The following is an 18,860-nucleotide window of genomic DNA, read 5'->3' as shown; positions in this document are numbered from 1 at the left end:
GAGCGCAACAGGTGCCGCCGGGGGGCGAGACAGTGGTTGGGAAAAGTTTCCGCTTCGTCTCGCAACTTCTGGCGTCGCTTTCGCTCTTCATTGCCTCTCCGCTTGCTGCGGATGAGTTCCGCAGCCCCTCGCTCACGGCGCTGCGCGTCGATTGGCGCGCGGCGCTCGACCAGCTCCGCACCGAAATCAACGCCCATCCCCGGGTCGCGGACGACTTCATCTTCGCCCCCCGTCGTTCGGTGCCGCGCTATGATTCCCGCGCAATGCCGGCGCTGGTGCAGCTCAATGCGATCTCCTCGCAATTCTTCACCGGCATCGCCCGGAGCTCCGTGCCCGTGCTGCTGCCGTTCGACGCTGCCGCGTATTTCGAAGCACGGCGGAATGGCGCGCCGGCGACCCTCGCGCTGTCGCGCTACCAGGCCGACTTCAATTCCGTCGACATGTTCGATGCCGGGCCCGCCGGCTACAGCGCGACCTTTTCGTTCGAGCCTGGTACCGGAGACGGCATGCCGAGCCGAGTCTTCGCAAGGCCGGTCGAGGTGCAGATTACGGGTTCGGCGCTCGTCTATGACATTGCCGATCCCTCGGGCGGCAAGGGCGAGCCGGTCAAACCGCTCGCGGCGCTCTACCCGGACCTGCGCAAGTTCATCCGGGAAGGCTATGTACGCTACGCTTTCACCCGTTTCGGCGTCACCTATGTGGTGTCGATACAATGCCTCGACAGCGTCGCAAAACCGCGGCGGCTTGCCTGCAAGGAGGCCTATCCGGTCGCCGAACGCTTCCTGAAGGCGCTACGCGTGGCCGGCGGCCAGCGCATGCGGCCGCTGACGGACATCGCTTCCAACATTCTCGATCGTCCCAGGGCACGTTCCCCGGACTTCACCTACCGGCCGAGCGGCGACATCATCCCGAACACCGGCTATCGCAAGCAGGGCGGCCATCCCGACGTAATGGCCTACGCACAGATCCGCTTTCCTCTTGAGAAGGCGCCCGCCTTCGTACACTCGCAATCCTATGCCAAGCGCGACAAGATGGAGAGCACGACCGCCTATCCCTGGCGGGACAATTTCTGCGAGTCCCGCAGTTTCGAGGTCTGGCAATGCGGCGGCGGTTATGGCCATCAAGGCGAGGACATCCGCGCGGCTGAGTGCCCACCGCCCGGTGAAGGCCGCCAAGCCTGTGATCCCAAGCAGCGCGCCGTCGTCGCCGTGCGCGATGCGAGGGTCATACGCGCTTCCAAGGACCAGGCTGTGACGCTGCAAATCAACAGCCGGAGCGAGCACATCCGTTTCCGCTACATGCATATGAACCCGCAGGCGCTGAACGCCGATGGCCTGCTCAATGGCCGCATCGTATCGGAGGGCGAGAAGATCGGCGTGGTCTCGAACTATCTCGATCATCCCGCCGGCACCTCGATGCACCTGCATTTCGACGTGCAGGTGTTCACCCGCGACGGCTGGATCTGGGTCAGTCCTTACGTCACGCTGGTCTCGGCGTACGAGCGCCTGATCCGCGCCCGCGGCCGCGAGGTCGGCCCGGAGATCGCCGGCACGCCACAGCCCGTGGCGCATGCGCTGCCGGAGGACGTGCTCAAGCCGGACCTGCGCGAGGGATCGGGCGGCGACGAGAACTAACGGCTTGCTCCTTCCATTGCCAGGTAGTGCAACAGCGTGTTGTCGCACACACCGCCCGCTGGAAGGCCGAAGGAACTGGGTTGATGAGTGTCGGACTGATTGGTCTTCTCGACGATATCGCAGCGATCGCAAAGGTGGCGGCAGCCTCGCTCGACGATGTCGCGGGCCAAACGGCCAAGGCGGGAGCAAAGGCGGCTGGCGTGGTCATCGATGACGCAGCCGTCACGCCCAACTACGTGATCGGCTTTGCCTCGAAACGCGAACTGCCGATCGTAGGCAAGATTGCGGTTGGGTCGCTCCGCAACAAATTGCTGATCCTGCTGCCCATCGCTTTGTTGCTTGGTTATTTCCTTCCCGCCGCAGTCACGCCGCTGCTCATGCTGGGCGGCGCCTTTCTCTGCTACGAGGGTGCCGAGAAGGTGCTCGAGGCCGTGATGCCGCATCATGCGCACGACCACGAAGCTCAGCCCCAGCCGATTGCGTTGAATGCCAGGTCGGTCGAGGACGAGAAGGTCGCGAGCGCCATCAAGACGGATTTCATCCTGTCAGCGGAGATCATGGCAATCACGTTGGCAGCCGTCCCGGCGGGCAGCATCTGGACGCAGGCGCTCGTGCTGGCCCTCGTCGCCATTTTCATCACAGTTGGTGTCTACGGCGTGGTCGCCCTGATCGTGAAGGCGGACGATGTCGGCCTGGCCCTTGCGCGGTATAGCGGCGCCTCAGTCATTGGCAGCGCAATCCGCTTGCTTGGACGTGCGCTCGTCCGCGGCATGCCGGCCTTCCTTGCGGTGCTGAGCACCATCGGCACCGCCGCCATGATCTGGGTTGGCGGCGGCATCATCCTGCACGGCATCGAACAATACGGCCCACCAGTGATCGGTCATACGGTCCATGCCGCCGCCGAGGCCGCCGCGCATTTCCTTCCCTCCATTGCCGGCATCGTCGAATGGTCGGTCGAGGCAGCCATCTCGGGCGTCGTTGGCCTCCTCGTCGGCGCGGTTGCGATACCGGCCGTCACATACGGTCTTTCACCACTATGGAAGCGTCTTAAGCGATCGCAGCCGACCTGAACAAAAGCGGCTTCGGATTGTGAGTTCCAGCTACTCCAACAGCGTCGTGAGTTGCGCGCCCTCGTCCGCCACGAACACCGCGATCAATTCCGCCGGCTCCGTGGTGCTCGCATTGGCCGAGACCAGATGGGTCGAGCCGGGCGGCTCGAAGAAGGACTGACCGACGCCGAACGTTTCGACCGGGCCGCCGCCGAGCTGGGAGCGGATCTCGCCCTTGGTGATGTAGGCGGTGACGGATCCCGCGTGACGATGCGGCCGCGAGAACCCGCCGGGACCGTAGAACACGCGCACGATGGTGACGCGTTTGCCCGGTACGTTCGGCAGCGCGTAGGAGCCAATCGGTTCGACCTTGTCGAGCGGCGAGCTTTCGGCAGCTGTGGCGCAGAGCGGCGAGAGTGCGCCGGATATGGTGTCCATCGTTACCGGCAGCGCCTTGCCAATCCCAAGCGCGCAGGCGAGCCCGCCGATAACGGCGATCGCCATCGAGCGCGATGGCAACGGGCGCGGTGTGGTGGGCAGACTCATCGTTGTCATCATGATCTCCCTTCGTTGCAATCAGGATGCCGCCGCATTCGCTGCGACCGGCCGCTTCGCCGGCGTCCAGCGAAACGCCGCACCAAAACGGTTCCAGACGTTGATCGAGGCGACCGCCGAGGTCAGGTATGTCAGCTCGGTCTCCGAGAATTCACGGCTCGCCTCGGCGTACACGTCTTCGCCGACTCCGTCGGGCAGGCAGGTCAGCGCCTCGGTCCACGCCAGCGCGGCACGTTCCCGCGCGGAAAAGATCGGCGCCTCGCGCCAGACCACGACCAAATTGAGCTTGTCCACTGGGACGCCGATCCGCTCCGAAAGCAGGATGTGATGCTGCAGGCAGAAGGCGCAGCCGTTGATCTGCGATGCGCGCAGCTTGACCAGTTCGAGAAGCTGCTTGTCGAGGCCGGCCTTGGCCGCGACCTGGCCGAGCGCCAGCACCAGCTCGTACGCGTCGGGCGCGATCCTCTTGAAATCCTCGTATTCGCTGCGGGCGTGTGACATTGCCGTTCACCTCGTGGTATTGTAAGAGTGCTGACACATTATAAGAGCACTTACATGACGCGCAAGCCGCCTGATATCACGAGATCGCAACCGCGGCGGCAGGCAGCCACGGCCGCCCCGGCGGTGCGCGTCCCAGCCCCAGGGGAAGGCAAGCGCGGCGAGCAAGGCTATCTCGGCTATCTGCTGCGCCAGGCCCACGCCGCAGTCCGTCTGACGATGGAGCGGTCGCTGGCCGATCTCGGTGTCACCTCTCCGCAATTCGCGGTGCTGACCATGCTCAATGCTTATCCGGCACTGTCTGGGGCCGACGTTGCCCGCCTCACCTTTCTGACGCCCCAGACCGTCGGCGTCATCATCCGCAATCTTGAACGTGACGGTGCGATTGTGATGACGCCCCATCCCGTCCACGGCCGCATCCAGCAATGGACGCTGACGCCGCGCGGCACGACGCTTTTGAAGGCGTGCCGGGAACGGGTGATTGCGTTGGAGAAGCGCCTGGCCGCCGGGCTCGACGCCAAGGCCGAAGCAAGCATTCGCCGCTGGCTCGCAGGCATCGCAGCCGATTTGCAGGAGGACTAGGCGAAGCGCGTTCGGCCGCTGACCAGCCCTAGTCGCCTCCTCCGTCGCCGCAGCCGCCACCGTCCGAATCCGAAAAGTCACTGACTGCGCCGTCGCCTTGAATACCGCGCCCAAAGTTCTCCGCGAGGATCATCAGGATGACGACGAACAACCCGGCCCCGAACGGCCAGGGATTGGCGCGGATAATGTCGAACAGCTCCTGCATTCACGCATTGTGCGCAGACGGAGGCAAACCGACCGTAAAGTGACAGGCTCAAAATTGGGGATATCCGACCTGTTGCAGGCGCGCCCTACCCGCCCTTCAACACTTTCTTAACCTCGCCATCAGGCCAAGTCTCGCCCGCTGCGATCACCCGGACGCGGCTTTGATCGGCGTCATTCACCAGCTCATGCGAACTCACCCGCTCGCCGCTTCGCTCCAGGTGCAGATCGGTTTCGGGCTCCCAGCTCAGCGTGGTCGCGAGATCGCCGGGAAAGATCTGCCATTGCGATCCGTCGTCCAGTTCGACGACATGGCTCTCCGCGTGCGCGCGTATCTTCATTCCACCCCGAATTCTCGATGAACGGACTGCGACCGACGGAGGGCCCCGGCGATCGGCCGGGGCCCCACTCCATCAGTCGTTGTCGTGATGAATCACGGTCTTGCTGCGATTGCCGAATTCATCTTCCTTCTTGATCACCGTGGTGCGGTCGGCGGGCTCGCGCTCCCTGATGACGGTGGTGCGGTCGCGATCGCGGTCCCGCTCACGATATTCGTGAGACTGTCCGACGGTCACACCGGCACCGACCGGACCGACGTGAACGCCGACTTCGTCGGCCAACGCAGGCGCGGCGATGGCGGTGACCATGGCGGCGGCAAACAGATATTTCCTCATCTTCTCCTCCTCAAACGTGATGCTGGGGGAATGCGGGAGTGCGACAGTTTGTTCCGGGGAACGCGGGCCCGCGTCTGTTCCTGCAGTTCCAGGAACTGGTCACAGCCACCATGTTTCCCGCTAGAATGGGTCCATGAAACACGCTGATTCCATAGCCTCTCGCAGCCGCCGCGCTCTGCTTCGATCCACGCTCGGCGCAGCCGCACTCGTCGCAATCCCAACGCGCATCCTGGCCGCGCCTCCAGGCTTCGAGGAATGGCGTGAGGGTTTTCGCGCCCGTGCCATGGCGAAAGGCATTTCGGCCGCGACCTGGCAGCGCGCGATGGCGCGGGTCGAGCCCGACATGAGCGTGTTCAAGCAGATGCGCAACCAGCCCGAATTCCATGAGCAGGTCTGGCAATACATCAACCGTCGCGTCTCCGACTGGCGCATCATCAACGGCAAGATCGCGCTGAAGAACAACGAGGCGCTGCTCGCACGCATCGAGCGCGATTTCGGCGTCGAGCGCGGTACGCTGCTGGCGCTGTGGGGCGTCGAGTCCGCCTACGGCGATCCACTGGTGCAGCAAAACCACATGACGCCGGTGTTTCCCTCGCTTGCCGCGCTCGCCTGGAACGAGCCGCGTCGCAAGGCCTATTGGGAGACTGAGCTGATCAACGCGCTGCGCATCGTCGACAAGGGCTGGAGCACGCCGGAGCAGATGCAGGGATCCTGGGCCGGCGCGATGGGGCATTCGCAATGGATGCCGGAGGTCTGGCTCAATGTCGGCATCGACTATGACGGCGACGGCAAGGTGTCGCCGTTCGGCAAGCCCGACGACGCGCTGGGCTCGACCGCAAAATATCTCGTCAACCGCGGCAAATGGCACCGCGGCGAGCACTGGGGCTACGAGGTGCGCGCGCCCGGCGAGATGAGCGGCAGCCGGACCTATGCGGCTTGGCAGGCGGCCGGCGTCACCCGCGCCGACGGCCAGCCATTCCCGCAACCCTCCGCATCGGCGCAGATATGGACTCCGGTTGCGGGCGGGCCGACGTTTCTGCTGGGGCCGAATTTCAACGCGGTGAAGAGCTACAACCCCTCGATGAACTACGCGCTGGCGATCTGCCATCTCGGCGACCGCTGCCTCGGCGCCCCGCCTTTCATCCAGCCGTTCCCCGGCTCCGAGCGCGCGCTGACGCTCGCCGAGGTGCAGGAAATGCAGACGCGGCTGACCAAGGCCGGCTTCGACACCGGCGGCACCGATGGCCGTGTCGGGAACGACACCATGAAGGCAATCAAGGATTTTCAGCAGCGCGCGGGGATCACACCTGCCGATGGCTATGGCGGGCTGAAGGTGCTGGCGAAGCTGCGCCAGGGGTCGTAACGCGCCTCAATGTCGGTACTGCGGCTCTTCCGCATCGAGCTGGCGACGGATCGCCGCAAGATGCAGCCGGGCGGATTCGGAATCGCCCTCGCGCATCTGCTTGTAGGTCTCGGCCGCAATCGCGGGATCGACCGGCAGCACTTTCCGGCCCGTCGACATCGCCAGCACCTGCACCTCGGCGGCGCGTTCGAGATAGTAGAGATCGTCCCAGGCGTCCGCGATGGTCGGTGCCAGCACCATCACGCCGTGATGCTTCATGAAGATGATATCGGCATTCCCGACGCTGGACGCGATGCGCGCGCCTTCACGGTTGTCGAGCGCGAGGCCGTTGTAGTCGCGGTCCACGGCCGTGCGACCGTAGAATTTCAGCGCGGTCTGGCCGGCCCAGATCAGCGGATCGCCCTCGGTCATCGACAGCGCCGTGGCGTAAGGCATGTGGGTGTGGAAGGCGACCTTGGCGCGCGGCAGGCGCTTGTGCATCTCGGCATGGATGTAGAACGCGGTCGCCTCGGGCACGCCCTCGCCGTCGAGCACGTTGCCGTGGAAGTCGCAGATCAGCAGTTTTGACGCGGTCAGCTCGCGGAAGGCGTAGCCGTAAGGGTTGACCAGGAAGAGATCGTCATGGCCCGGCACCACGGCCGAGAAGTGGTTGCAGATGCCCTCCTCAAAGCCGCTGCGCGCGGCCATCCGAAAGCAAGCGGCAAGATCCTCGCGCGCACTGCGGATCGCGTCGGTCACGAGGTCCGGACGGTTCGAGCGGAACGTTGCTGGCGTGGATGACGAAGAGTGAAGGCTGTGCGCCATGGCGGAAAGATACCTCTGTCGGCCGGAAGACGCCCGCGTTGTACAGGTCCGACGCCTGCGCGTCAGCCCCCGCGGGCGCCACCCTGCCCTTCGCAGCCCGCGCGGCGGCCTACTGCCGCCGCGGCACGCCGCCGGCGTTCATGCCGCCGTCGATGACGAGCTCGCTGCCGGTGACGTAGCGCGAGGCATCAGAGGCCAGATACAGCACGCCGGAGGCGATCTCACCGGCCTGGCCGGCGCGGCCGAGCGGCGTGACGAGGCGCGCACGCTCGTCTGGATCGATCGGCGCGTTGCCCTGGTTGCCGGTCGCGCCGGTCGGGATCTTGCCCCAGATCGGCGTGTCGATGATGCCGGGATGGACGGAGTTGACGCGGATGCCGTCACAGGCGGCCGCGCACTCCATTGCGATCGACTTTGCGAACAGCCGCACGCCGCCCTTGGTCGCCGAATAGGCCGACAGCCCGGGCGCGCCGCGCAGGCCCGCGAGCGAGGACATCATGACGATCGAGCCGCCGCCGGTCTTGCGCATCAGGGGCAGGCAATGCTTGACCGAGAGGAAGACGCCATCGAGGTTGATCGCGTTCTGCTTGCGCCAGTCGCTGAGCGTCATGTCGACGATCGAGGGTACGGCAATGCCGATGCCGGCGTTCGAGACGAGAATATCGAGCCGGCCAAAGCGCTTCGCGATCTCGGCTGCGATCTCGATCCATCGCTCTTCGCTGGTGACGTCCTGCTCCAGGAAAATCGCCTTGCCGCCGGCCTTGGTGATGCGATCGGCGAGTTCTGGACCTCGCAGCTCGTCAATGTCGGTGGCGATGACGGTGGCGCCCTCGCGCGCGAACAGCTCGACGACGGCTTCGCCGATGCCGGAGGCGCCGCCCGTCACCAGCGCCACTTTACCCTCAACCTGCCCTGCCATGCCCACTCCCTTTTTTCTATTCGTTTTTTGTTGTTTGCCGGGCCTATCTAATCATGGACGGTCCCTGGTCGGGTAGCGCGACATCCATGACCCGGAATTGCACACGCTCGGCGCCCTGGTAGCGATCGACCGACAATGATCCCGCGACATGCAGTTGCTGGCCGCGATTGGCAACGAGCGCGTTGCCAAGCTTCTGTCCGATCGAACGGAACGCGATGCCGTTGACGATGGCACCGTCGCCCGACTTGAAGCGCAGCCTCAAATGCGCCTGTCCCACCTCGTCGGCGTAGACGAGCTGGTGCGCCGGCAGCGCCAACACGACTTCCGGATTGCCGCTGCCGAAGGGACCTGCGCGGTTGAGCGTCGTTGCAAGCTCGGTCGTCACCGCGCGCGCGGAAACCGCGCCGTCGATGTAGAGCTCGTTGACGTGGCGCGCCTCGGCAACGTCGCGCGCCAGCGCATGCTCGAGATAGGCACGAAATTCGGCGAGCTTTTCCTTCCGCAGCGTGACGCCCGCAGCCATCGCGTGGCCGCCGCCCTTGAGCAGAATGCCGTCGGTGACCGCCTGGCGCACGGCCTTGCCGAGATCGACGCCGGCAATCGAGCGGCCGGAGCCGGTGCCGATGCCGCCAGGCTCCAGTGCGATCGCGAAGGCGGGCCGCGAGAACTTTTCCTTCAACCGGGACGCAACGAGACCGACCACTCCGGGATGCCAGCCTTCGGAGGCCGTCACGATCACGCCGATCTTGTCCTCGAGCCCGATCGAGGCGAGCGCCTCGGCTTCGGCCTGCGCTTCGGCGGCCTGCTCGATAATACGGCGCTCGCTGTTGAGGCGGTCGAGTTCGGCGGCGATCCGCGCGGCCTCGACGCTGTCGCCCTCCAAAAGCAGCCGCACGCCGAGATCGGCGCGGCCGATGCGGCCGCCGGCATTGATGCGCGGCCCCAGCATGAAGCCGAGATGCCAGGCCTCCGGCGGGCCGTTGAGCCGCGCCACGTCCATCAGCGCGGTGTGGCCGACATGGTCGCGCCGCCGCATCGCGATCAGGCCTTTGGCGACGAAAGCGCGGTTGAGACCGATCAGCGGCGCGACATCGGCAACCGTGCCGAGCGCAACGTGATGCAGCATGCCGAGCAGGTCAGGCTCGGGCATCTCCGCATTCCAGAAGCCGCGCTGGCGTAATTCGCGATTGACCGCGACCAGCGTCACCAGCACGAGACCGACGGCGGCGAGATGGCCGAGGCCGGAGAGATCATCGAGCCGGTTCGGATTGACCAGCGCGTCGACCTCCGGCAGCTCCGTGCCGGCCTGATGATGGTCGATCACGACGACGGACATGCCGAGACGTTTCGCTTCGGCGAGCGGCTCGATGCTGGTGGTGCCGCAATCGACGGTGACGAGCAGCGTGGCGCCCCTTGCGGCCAGCGCACGCACGGCTTCCGTGTTGGGCCCGTAGCCCTCGAAGATGCGGTCAGGAATGTGGATCAGCGGGTCAAGCCCGCAATGGCGCAGATGCCAGGTCAGCAGCGCCGCCGAGGTCGCACCGTCGACATCGTAGTCGCCGAAGATCGCGACCTTCTCGCCGTTCGCCGCGGCATCCGCGATCCGCTTCGCGGCGGCTTCCATCTCCGTGACCGTGAACGGGTCCGGCAGCAGCTTGCGGATGGTTGGATCGAGGAAATCGACAACGGCATCGCTGTCGACACCGCGGCCTGCCAGCACCCGCGCCAGCAGCTCGGGCAGTTGGTGGCGCTGCACGATGGCAAGCGCTTTGGCCGCCCCGCGCGCATCCAGTCGGTCGCGCCAGAGCTTGTCGGTAAGCGAGCGCGCCACCCCCAGGAATGCCTGGGGCGCTTCGACGGGCAAGGCGGTGGCGGGCGGCGTCATGAATAACGGTCGGTTTGAGGAACCTTGGGAGCCGGAGGTATTGCATCGCCCGGCCAACGGAACGATTGGCCCGCAATCCCCCGGGATTTGCAACGTCTGCGCCGCACAAAGCGGTGGATTGCCGCTTTGCTACGCGGGACTGACTATCATTTGAGCATTCCGCAAAACAGCAAATTAAGCAGGCGTTAGGCGGAATCTTCGAACAAGAATCGTATTCGATCTGTCAGTGATTGTTCCGGGTTCGTTGCAGATCAGACCTCATTGCCAAGGGAAGCCCCCGATGTCTGCTGCGCTGGGTCTCAAAGCCAAGCCGATCGCAAATGAACCCGCTGATGATGATTCCGATATCTCCGCGCTGATCAACCGGCTCACGGCGGAGGTCAACCAGATCGCGGTCGACAAGACCAAGGCGATCCAGCAGATCACCAACCAGATGAAGATGCTGGCGCTGAACGCACTGATCGAAAGCTCGCGCGCCGGCGCGCAGGGCGCGGGCTTCGCCGTGGTGGCGCAGGAGGTCCGCGGCGTCGGCCAGCAGGTCGAGACCATCGCCCGCGAGCTCGAAAGCCAACTGACGAAACGGACCGGCGATCTCGTCTCCTCGATCGACCGGATGAGCCAGCGCTCGCGCGGCGAGCGCATGGTCGACCTCTCGCTCAACGCCATCGAGCTGATCGACCGCAACCTCTATGAACGTACCTGCGACGTGCGCTGGTGGGCGACCGATTCAGCGTTGGTCGATTGCGCGGCCTCGCCCGACGCCGCGGCCGTGTCCCATGCCTCGCAGCGTCTCGGCGTGATCTTGGGCGCCTACACCGTCTATCTCGACCTCTGGCTCTGCGATCTCGAGGGCAACGTCATCGCCAACGGCCGCGCCGACCGCTTTCACGCCGTCGGCCAGAATGTCGCCCACACCAAATGGTTTCGCGAGGCCAAGACCCTGCGCTCCGGCGACGACTATGTCGCGGGCGACGTCGAGAACCAGCCGCTGCTCGGCAATGCCCAGGTCGCGACCTATTGCGCCAGCGTCCGCGCCGGCGGCCAGGCCAACGGCGCGCCGATCGGGGTGCTCGCCATCCATTTCGACTGGGAGGCACAGGCCCGCGCCATCGTGCAAGGCGTGCGCGTCGGCGACAGCGACAAGGCGCGCGTGCTGCTGGTCGACTCCAATCTTCGCGTGATCGCCGCTTCCGACGGACAAGGCATTCTCAGCGAACGCATCTCGCTGTCGCTGGACGGTCGGCGCTCCGGCTTCTATCAAGACCGCTCCGGCACGCTGGTCGCGTTCCATGCGACGCCGGGCTACGAGACCTATCGCGGGCTGGGCTGGTATGGCGTGATCGTCTGCGGGGCGTGAAGCGGGAGGCGGCCTGCCTGTCCAACTCACAACCGTGAAAACAACCGCATGCACAGTAGCCATCTGGTTGTTTTCATGACGTTTTTTTCGCCGTTTGACGCGGGCAAAACGCCGGCATGCATGCGATCATGGCACCGTTCGCGGTCCGGACCCAGAGCGCTAGGCTCTGGCGATGTCGTCTTCGACTGCGTGCGGCGTCGTAATTCCAAGCGTTTGCGATGGACGCTCCCCGAACATTGCAAAGTAATACTGAGAAAACCGGCCGAGTTCGTAAAAGCCCTGTTGCATGGCGACGGCTGTCACGGTGGTCGAACCGGGTGCGCTCTGGTGCAGGATGGAATGAACAGCGCATAGACGCTTGTGCCTTAGGAAGCTGACCGGGCCGAGGCCGAATACCTCCTGAAAGGCGCGGTGGAGGGTGCGCCGCGATACGCCCAGCGCCGCGCAAATTTCCGACACGTGCACCGGACGCGTCCCGGCGTCGTCGAGATACTCCTCGACCTTGCGGATCAGCCGTCGGGCGGAAGGGAGCCAGCCGTTGCCGTCAGGTGGCAGCGACGACGCGACGTTGGCAACCATGCATTCGGCGATCGATCGTTTCCAGAAATCGGCAGTTGACGGCGTCAGCCCATATTTGTTGTCGCGCAGGTGCGACATGACCCGAACCAGGCGGCGCGAGGCGACCGCGCCGGTCGCGAGGTCCGCGCGGAAATGCCCGCGACTTCGCCATGTGTCGGGATCGCTCAACCGTAGTTCTCCGCCGAACAGCGTCGCGACCTCGTTGAGGTCGAACCGCATGGCGGCGTAAGCGGAGCCGCCGTGAAAAACACCGTCATGTTCGAGCCGCGGCGGAATGACGAGCACATCGTTGAGCTGCATGTCGAACGACCAGTGGGCGACGCGCTCTTCAGCCACGAGCAGCATCCCGATGATCAGCTTGTCGTCGCTGGAAACTCGCTGCGTGCGTATGCCGACGTTGAACGCACCAATGCTGAGCGAGAAGTCGCCGATGCCGACATGGGACAACGTTCCGCGCAACCGACCGCGGCCGAGTTGCATCACATCGACATGCGAGCCGTGGACGGCCTGTTGAAGTCCTTCGAAACCGTCCAGCTTGCGCGAATCAACCAGAAGGAATTGCCCCATGGCTGTACCCTGTTACTGAAGCGCGACAATTCTGCGGCAGGCAGCAGCGAAATACCACCACAACGCGAGGTGGGTGCGACATGCTGACTTCCCGTTTTGAGGTAAATCATCGCCGAATTTGTCGCTCGACATGCCACTGAATTGCCTCTGCACTGAGGCTTTGCGGCATGGGGCATTGGGTCTCACCAACTGGCCACGCAGACTGGCACAAACTGCACATCACAGCCGTCCAATCTTCGGGTACCGTTTGCAACCTTAGTGATATTGAGCGGACGGGCTCTGCGGATGGCAGAGCGGACGCGGCATGGATTTGCCGCGTGCTCGCAAACGTGCGTGCAAAGGAAAGAGATGTGGACGCAATGCAGTGTCCTCCTCTCCCCGAGGGCCAAAAAAGTAGGGATCAGACAATGCGTCTAATGAGCAGGGCAAAGAGCTATCGTCGAAGTCTCCCAGAGTTGGCGCAGTAGCATCGGGTGGAATGCGCGTATCGGAGCTTCCACCATGTTGCGAGCGGATCTGGATCACTGCGAGTGGTTGCCGGATGATTTGAAGAGCGGCGAGATGGTCTTCATTCCCGGCGGAACCTTTCGCATGGGTTCGGACCATCATTATTCCGAAGAGGCGCCGAGCCATCGCGTCGCTGTCGACGGCTTCTGGATTGACCGCACGCCCGTGACCAACCGGCAGTTCAAGCAGTTCGTCAACGCAACCGGCCATGTCACCGAGGCGCAGGTCGTTCCCGATCCGAAGGACTATCCAGGCGCGTTGGCGGAGATGCTCTATGCGGGATCGCTGGTGTTCTCCCCGCTGCCGCGCATCACCGATCTCACCGACTGGAGCCAGTGGTGGACTTTCCTGCGCGGCGCCAGCTGGCGCCATCCCTATGGTCCCGGCAGCAACATCAAGGACCTCGACGACCATCCCGTCGTCCACGTCTCCTTCAGCGATGCGGCAGCGTATGCCCGCTGGGCCGGCAAGGACTTGCCGACGGAGGCGGAGTGGGAGTTCGCGGCGCGTGGCGGCCTCGAGGCGGAGGAATACGCCTGGGGCGACGCGCTGATGCCGGGCGGCAAGCACATGGCCAATATCTGGCAGGGCAACTTCCCCGTCCAGAATCTCGGCGAGGATGGGTACGAGCGTACCTCGCCGGTCATGGCCTTCCCGCCGAACGGCTACGGCCTCTACGACATGATCGGCAATGTCTGGGAGTGGACCTCCGACTGGTGGTCGTCAAAGCACGCCGCCGACGCCGCAAAACCCTGCTGCATCCCCAAGAATCCTCGCGGCGGCGGTGAGCACACAAGTTACGACCCGCGCCTCCCCGACATCCAGATTCCGCGCAAGGTCCTCAAGGGCGGCTCGCACCTCTGCGCGCCGAATTATTGCCGCCGATATCGCCCGGCCGCGCGGCACGCCGAACCGGTCGACACCTCGACCAGCCATGTCGGGTTCCGCTGCGTGGTGCGAATGCCGTCTGTGACCGAACACCAACAAGGACGCGCTGCAATCTAGCGAGCGCCGCTGGCGGATGCCGGCGTCAGCGGTGCGTTCCGCGCGTCGGATGATTTCGATATGCAACTTTATCTATCGGCGATCCGACAGACGTCTTCAGCATTTTTGGACAAGGCGGGCCGGTTACAGGCAAGAGCCTGCCCCATTTCCCCGGTAAGAGTCGCCTCATCGCTTTCGCGACGCGCGCGCCGTCGACCCTGAAACGCTCGCGCCCGCAACGCCCCGAGGAGACATGCCATGAAGATCGTCGTGATCGGCGGGACCGGGTTGATCGGATCCAAGCTCGTAGCGAAGCTCAAGCAACAAGGCCACGACGCCGTCGCGGCTTCGCCGAAATCGGGCGTGAACGCCGTCACCGGAGAAGGCCTCGCAGCAGTGCTGGCGGGCGCGGATGTCGTGGTCGACGTTGCCAACGCGCCGTCGTGGGAGCCCGCCGCCGTGCTCGAATTCTTCGAGCGTTCGAGCAAGAACCTCGCCGCGACCGAGGCGGCTGCGGCCGTGAAGCATCATGTGGCGCTCTCGATCGTCGGGACCGAGCGTTCGCCCGACATCGCGTATTTTCGGGCCAAGCTGGCGCAGGAGACCATCGTCAAGGCATCTCCGGTCCCCTACTCGATCGTCCGCGCCACCCAGTTCTTCGAATTCCTCGGCGCCATCGGCGATATGGGTGCGGCCGATGGCCGGATCGTCGTTCCCTCGGCGTTGTTTCAGCCGATCGCCGCCGAGGACGTCGCCGATCGCCTCGCGGAGGTCGCAATGGGCCAGCCGCTCAACGGCACCATCGATATCGCAGGACCTGAGAAGGCGCCCTTCAATGACTTCATCGCACGGCGCCTGAAGGCGTCCGGCGACGCTCGACCGGTGGTGGGAGACCCAAGGGCGCCGTACTACGGCGCTCCCATCGACGACACGTCGCTGAACCCTCTCGGCGAGGCGCGGCTCGGGAAAACGTCGCTCGCAACCTGGCTCGCGAAACTTTGAGGAGACTCCCATGCGCAGATTGCTGATCGCAACCGCTGTTTATGCCGCATCATTCCTGACGGCCCATGCCGCCGAGACGGCGACACCCACGGCCAAGGTGACCGTCGTGTTCGACCAGGCGCTGCCCAATGTCCCCGGCAAGAGCATGAAGGGCGTGCTGGTCGAGTACGGCCCAGGAGGCTCCTCGCCCGCCCACATGCACCCGCGCTCCGCATTCATCTATGCCACAATCCTGGAAGGAGCGATCCGCAGCCGGGTCAATGACGAGCCTGCCAAGGTTTATCACAAGGGAGAGAACTTCTCTGAAAAGCCCGGCGACCGCCATGCCGTCAGCGCCAATGCCAGTGACACTGAGCCCGCGAAGCTGTTGGCGGTCTTTGTCGTGGATACTGCTGACAAGGAGCTCGTGACGCCTGTCGCGAAGTAACGCCAGGTCAGCGCGTGTAATCAGGTGGCGCGCGGAGCGGCCATCTCTGCGGCGAGCAACACCGCGGCGCGGCTGGCGCCGATTGATGCAATGCCCTGGCCTGCGATGTCGTAGGCGGTGCCGTGGGCGGGCGTGCAGATCGGGAACGGAAAGCCGCCGAGCAACGTCACGCCGCGATCAAAGCCCATCAGCTTCATCGCGATCTGGCCCTGGTCGTGATACATCGTCAGCACCGCATCGAAGGTGCCGCCCTTGGCACGCAGGAACACCGTGTCGGCAGGGAACGGCCCCTCGGCGGCAATGCCCTCGCGCTGGCCGGCCGCGACCACGGGCGCGATGACATCGATCTCCTCACGGCCGAAATTGCCGCCGTCGCCGGCATGCGGATTGAGACCGGCGACCGCGATGCGCGGCCGGGCGAAGCCGGCGTTGCGCATGCAGGCATCGGTCAGCTTGAGCGCGCGATGGATGCGTTCGCCGGACAGTCGCGCGGCGACGTCCTTGAGCGGGATATGGGACGTCACGCGGGCGTTCCAGAGCCGGTCCAGCACGTTGAACTCGCTTGCGGGGGTTTTGAGCCCGACCACTTCCGCGGAGAACGCGATCTCGTCGTCATACTCGGCGCGGGCCAGCCGCATCGCCTGCTTGTTGAACGGCGTGAAGCAGACGGCATCGACCCTGCCGTCGCGGCCGAGCTCGAGCGCCTGCTTGTAGTTGGCAAGCGCGAACCTGCCGCCGGCGAGGCTCGCGACCCCCTGTTGGACGTCGCTGGGATCGAGGTGCCCGAGATCGACGAACAGCGTTTCGCCCTCCCCCAGGCGCAGATCGGCCCCCTGCTCCACTGTTGTCAGCTCTGGCTTGACGCCGGCAATGCGCGCGCCTTCGTCGAAGATGCGGCGGTCGCCGATCACGACGATCCGGCTGCGCGCGCGGATGTCGTCCTGCACCACGAGCTTGGCGGTCAATTCCGGGCTGATGCCGGCGGGATCTCCCATTGCCAATGCAATGAGCGGCTGTGCGGTCATATGATCACTTTCTCCCGAGCAGTCTCTTGAGCTCTCTCTTGGGCTGTAATCTCGTCAGCGGACGGCGCAGGCTTGCGCACCAGGCGCGCAAGCTGCAACACGAGCGGGAGCAGCAACAGCACGATGCCGGCCACGATCAGGCACGTCACGAGCTTGTTGGCGAAGAATATCCCGAGCGATCCCTTGGACATCAGCATCGACTGCCGAAACGCATCCTCGGCCTTGTCGCCGATGACGATCGCGAGCACGAGCGGCGCCAGCGGATAGAACAGCTTCTTGAAGAGGTAGCCGACGATGCCGAAGCCGAGCATCATGACGACATCGAGATAGGAGTTCGACACCGAATAGGCGCCGACAACGCAGATGATCACGATCAGCGGCGCGATGATCACGAAGGGAATCCGCATCAGGGCGGCGAAGACCGGCACGGTCAGCAGCACCAGCACGACGGCGACGATGTTGCCGACGTACATCGAGGCAATCAGGCCCCAGACGAAGTCCTTCTGGTCCACGAACAGCATCGGCCCGGGATTGAGGCCCCAGATCATCAGCCCGCCCATCATGACGGCCGCAGTGGCCGAGCCGGGAATGCCGAGCGAGAGCATGGGCAGAAGCGCACTGGTGCCGGCGGCATGATCGGCCGTCTCCGGCGAGATGATGCCCTCGACCTCTCCGGTGCCGAAAGATCGACCGCGGCGCGAGAAGCGGCGGGCGATGCCGTAGCTCATGAAGGATGCCGCGGTCGGGCCGCCTGGCGTGATCCCCATCCAGCATCCGATGGCCGCGCTGCGCAGCAGTGCCACACTATGCCGCGGCAGGCGGCCGATCGCGCGAAATACCTCGCGCCACTCTATCTTCGACGAGACCGCGCGGGCATGAAACTCCTCTTCGACGGCGACGAGCAGCTCGCCAATGCCGAACAGCCCCATCACCGCGACAACGAAGTTCACGCCCTTGACCAGTTCGTCGACGCCCATGGTGAGACGCACGCTGCCGGAAACGGTGTCGATGCCGATGGCGGCAATGGCGAAGCCGATCGCCAGCGCGACGACGGTCTTGATCGGCGCCGTCCCGCCCATGCCGACGAAGCTGGCGAAGGCCAGGAAATAGACCGCGAAATATTCCGCCGGCCCGAAGGCGAGTGCGACCTGCGCCACCCATGATGCGAGGAAGGTGATGAGGATGACGCCGATCAGCGCGCCGAACGCCGCCGAGCCGAAGGCAGTGGCGAGGGCCGTGGTCGGACGGCCGTCGCGCGCCATCGGGTAGCCGTCGAAGGTGGTGGCGACAGACGACGGCTCGCCCGGGATGTTGAACAGGATCGAGGTCACGGATCCCCCGAACAACGCGCCCCAATACATGCTGGAGAGCAGGATGATGGCAGAGACCGGCTGCATGCCGAAGGTCAGCGGCAGCAGCAGCGACACCCCGTTCGGAGCACCCAGCCCGGGCAGCACGCCGACAAGAATGCCGAGCAGCACGCCGATCACCATCAGCGCCAGATGCGGCAGCGTGATCGCGATGCTAAAGCCGTGAAGGAGTTCCTGGAGATTGTCCATCGGCCTCTCCGTCAGAAGCCGAAGGCCGCGGCGAGCGCGCCGTGCGGCAAGCTCACCTGGAACATGCGCTCGAACACGATGTAGAGCGCGAGCGCCGTCGCCGCCGCCATGCCAAGCGCGCGCGGCACGGATTGTTGTCGGGGGATCGCCAGCACCGCGAAGATGTACAGGGCTGAGGCGACGTACATCCCGGCCAACGGGATCGCAGCCACAAAAACTGCCGCCGGCACGAACAGGCCGGCAAGGCGGCGCAACTCAATCGACGTGATCGCGATGGGGACATTCGCCAGTGACGTAACCGGCATCAAACCGCGCACCAGATTGTAGAGACTTCCAAGCAAGATGATGATGCCGGTCAGGAACGGGAACGTGCCGGCGTCCACGCCCGCGCTCGACCAGCCGATACCGTTATCGAGGCTGGAGACAACGACGGCCACACCAAAGCTGCCGGTGAGGATTGCGGTCGCAAGTTCGAGGGCGCGGCGCGATATCATGGGAGGCTCCGGTCAGGCTAAGTACAATGGCCGGCTATGGCGCACATGTTCCCCAACGCTCGGTGTCGTCCCGGCCTAGTGCGCAATTGCGCACGGGGGGCCGGGACCCATAACCCCAGGAAGGCGTTTGACGACGACTTGACGTTAAATCCACGTCGGTACAACGACCAACCCTCCTCGAGAGATCACGCGGTA

The 18,860-nt window shown here is 64.8% G+C and carries 20 protein-coding genes; 8 read left to right on the top strand and 12 right to left on the bottom strand.

All coding sequences use genetic code 11. The features are described 5' to 3' along the window. Positions 1-11 precede the first annotated feature (11 nt). Positions 12-1,634 carry a M23 family peptidase gene (locus tag IVB47_RS13025; RefSeq protein WP_247462020.1) on the top strand — a complete coding sequence of 541 codons (1,623 nt, stop codon included), beginning with the start codon at positions 12-14 and terminating at the stop codon, positions 1,632-1,634. Positions 1,635-1,717: 83 nt separating this feature from the next. Continuing rightward, positions 1,718-2,704 carry a DUF808 domain-containing protein gene (locus IVB47_RS13020; protein WP_247286159.1) on the top strand — a complete coding sequence of 329 codons (987 nt, stop codon included), beginning with the start codon at positions 1,718-1,720 and terminating at the stop codon, positions 2,702-2,704. A 30-nt stretch (positions 2,705-2,734) separates the two neighbouring features. Here the strand turns inward: IVB47_RS13020 and IVB47_RS13015 are convergent, their stop codons facing one another. Beyond that, complete coding sequence (locus tag IVB47_RS13015) at positions 2,735-3,238, bottom strand: cupin domain-containing protein (protein WP_027569906.1); 504 nt, start codon at positions 3,236-3,238, stop codon at positions 2,735-2,737. A gap of 21 nt (positions 3,239-3,259) precedes the next feature. Continuing rightward, complete coding sequence (locus tag IVB47_RS13010) at positions 3,260-3,739, bottom strand: carboxymuconolactone decarboxylase family protein (RefSeq protein ID WP_027569905.1); 480 nt, start codon at positions 3,737-3,739, stop codon at positions 3,260-3,262. A gap of 54 nt (positions 3,740-3,793) precedes the next feature. Here IVB47_RS13010 and IVB47_RS13005 point away from each other — a divergent pair, with 54 nt between their 5' ends. Further along, complete coding sequence (locus IVB47_RS13005; protein ID WP_247462017.1) at positions 3,794-4,318, top strand: MarR family transcriptional regulator; 525 nt, start codon at positions 3,794-3,796, stop codon at positions 4,316-4,318. A gap of 28 nt (positions 4,319-4,346) precedes the next feature. Here IVB47_RS13005 and IVB47_RS13000 read toward each other — a convergent pair whose 3' ends face one another. The 3 genes from IVB47_RS13000 to IVB47_RS12990 form a co-directional block, all read right to left on the bottom strand. Further along, positions 4,347-4,523 (bottom strand): hypothetical protein, encoded by a 177-nt coding sequence (locus IVB47_RS13000; protein ID WP_247286161.1) that lies wholly within the window; start codon positions 4,521-4,523, stop codon positions 4,347-4,349. An 85-nt stretch (positions 4,524-4,608) separates the two neighbouring features. Then, positions 4,609-4,860, bottom strand: a complete 252-nt coding sequence (locus IVB47_RS12995; RefSeq protein WP_247286162.1) for a hypothetical protein — start codon at positions 4,858-4,860, stop codon at positions 4,609-4,611. Between the two features lie 72 nt (positions 4,861-4,932). Then, the gene (locus IVB47_RS12990; protein WP_027517762.1) at positions 4,933-5,193 is read right to left on the bottom strand and encodes a hypothetical protein; all 261 of its coding nucleotides are present in this window, start codon (positions 5,191-5,193) and stop codon (positions 4,933-4,935) included. Positions 5,194-5,326: 133 nt separating this feature from the next. On the opposite strand from IVB47_RS12990, the gene IVB47_RS12985 reads away from it, so the two are divergent. Continuing rightward, positions 5,327-6,556, top strand: a complete 1,230-nt coding sequence (locus tag IVB47_RS12985) for a lytic murein transglycosylase (RefSeq protein ID WP_247462015.1) — start codon at positions 5,327-5,329, stop codon at positions 6,554-6,556. Positions 6,557-6,562: 6 nt separating this feature from the next. Here the strand turns inward: IVB47_RS12985 and IVB47_RS12980 are convergent, their stop codons facing one another. The 3 genes from IVB47_RS12980 to recJ form a co-directional block, all read right to left on the bottom strand. Continuing rightward, positions 6,563-7,360 (bottom strand): aldolase, encoded by a 798-nt coding sequence (locus tag IVB47_RS12980; RefSeq protein ID WP_247462013.1) that lies wholly within the window; start codon positions 7,358-7,360, stop codon positions 6,563-6,565. Positions 7,361-7,469: 109 nt separating this feature from the next. Next, on the bottom strand, positions 7,470-8,279 hold the full coding sequence (locus tag IVB47_RS12975; RefSeq protein WP_247462011.1) for a glucose 1-dehydrogenase: 810 nt from the start codon (positions 8,277-8,279) through the stop codon (positions 7,470-7,472). A 43-nt stretch (positions 8,280-8,322) separates the two neighbouring features. After that, entirely contained in the window at positions 8,323-10,164 is a 1,842-nt protein-coding gene (gene recJ, locus IVB47_RS12970) for a single-stranded-DNA-specific exonuclease RecJ (RefSeq protein ID WP_247462009.1), read from the bottom strand. Between the two features lie 280 nt (positions 10,165-10,444). Here recJ and IVB47_RS12965 point away from each other — a divergent pair, with 280 nt between their 5' ends. Beyond that, complete coding sequence (locus IVB47_RS12965) at positions 10,445-11,521, top strand: methyl-accepting chemotaxis protein (protein ID WP_027569898.1); 1,077 nt, start codon at positions 10,445-10,447, stop codon at positions 11,519-11,521. 159 nt (positions 11,522-11,680) lie between these two features. On the opposite strand, the gene IVB47_RS12960 is transcribed toward IVB47_RS12965, so the two are convergent. Continuing rightward, positions 11,681-12,667: a helix-turn-helix domain-containing protein gene (locus IVB47_RS12960; RefSeq protein ID WP_027569897.1), complete on the bottom strand. Its 987-nt coding sequence runs from the start codon at positions 12,665-12,667 to the stop codon at positions 11,681-11,683. 501 nt (positions 12,668-13,168) lie between these two features. Here IVB47_RS12960 and IVB47_RS12955 point away from each other — a divergent pair. From IVB47_RS12955 to IVB47_RS12945, 3 genes are all read left to right on the top strand, one after another. Then, positions 13,169-14,179, top strand: a complete 1,011-nt coding sequence (locus IVB47_RS12955; protein WP_247408721.1) for a formylglycine-generating enzyme family protein — start codon at positions 13,169-13,171, stop codon at positions 14,177-14,179. 237 nt (positions 14,180-14,416) lie between these two features. Beyond that, a complete protein-coding gene (locus tag IVB47_RS12950) occupies positions 14,417-15,160 on the top strand; it encodes an SDR family oxidoreductase (protein WP_027569895.1) in 744 nt (247 codons plus the stop codon). Between the two features lie 10 nt (positions 15,161-15,170). Then, on the top strand, positions 15,171-15,587 hold the full coding sequence (locus tag IVB47_RS12945) for a cupin domain-containing protein (protein WP_247462008.1): 417 nt from the start codon (positions 15,171-15,173) through the stop codon (positions 15,585-15,587). Between the two features lie 20 nt (positions 15,588-15,607). On the opposite strand, the gene IVB47_RS12940 is transcribed toward IVB47_RS12945, so the two are convergent. The 3 genes from IVB47_RS12940 to IVB47_RS12930 are packed head-to-tail and all read right to left on the bottom strand — an operon-like array spanning position 15,608 to position 18,665. After that, a complete protein-coding gene (locus IVB47_RS12940) occupies positions 15,608-16,612 on the bottom strand; it encodes a 4-hydroxythreonine-4-phosphate dehydrogenase PdxA (RefSeq protein ID WP_247462006.1) in 1,005 nt (334 codons plus the stop codon). Beyond that, positions 16,609-18,171, bottom strand: a complete 1,563-nt coding sequence (locus tag IVB47_RS12935; protein WP_247462003.1) for a tripartite tricarboxylate transporter permease — start codon at positions 18,169-18,171, stop codon at positions 16,609-16,611. The genes IVB47_RS12940 and IVB47_RS12935 overlap by 4 nt, the downstream gene beginning before the upstream one ends. Positions 18,172-18,182: 11 nt before the next feature. Beyond that, complete coding sequence (locus tag IVB47_RS12930) at positions 18,183-18,665, bottom strand: tripartite tricarboxylate transporter TctB family protein (protein WP_249806628.1); 483 nt, start codon at positions 18,663-18,665, stop codon at positions 18,183-18,185. Positions 18,666-18,860 lie beyond the last annotated feature (195 nt).

This window comes from Bradyrhizobium sp. 62, assembly GCF_023073035.1.
Taxonomy (GTDB): domain Bacteria; phylum Pseudomonadota; class Alphaproteobacteria; order Rhizobiales; family Xanthobacteraceae; genus Bradyrhizobium.
The sequence above is the reverse complement of the archived record's forward strand: the minus strand, read 5'-3'. Positions and strand labels throughout refer to the sequence as shown.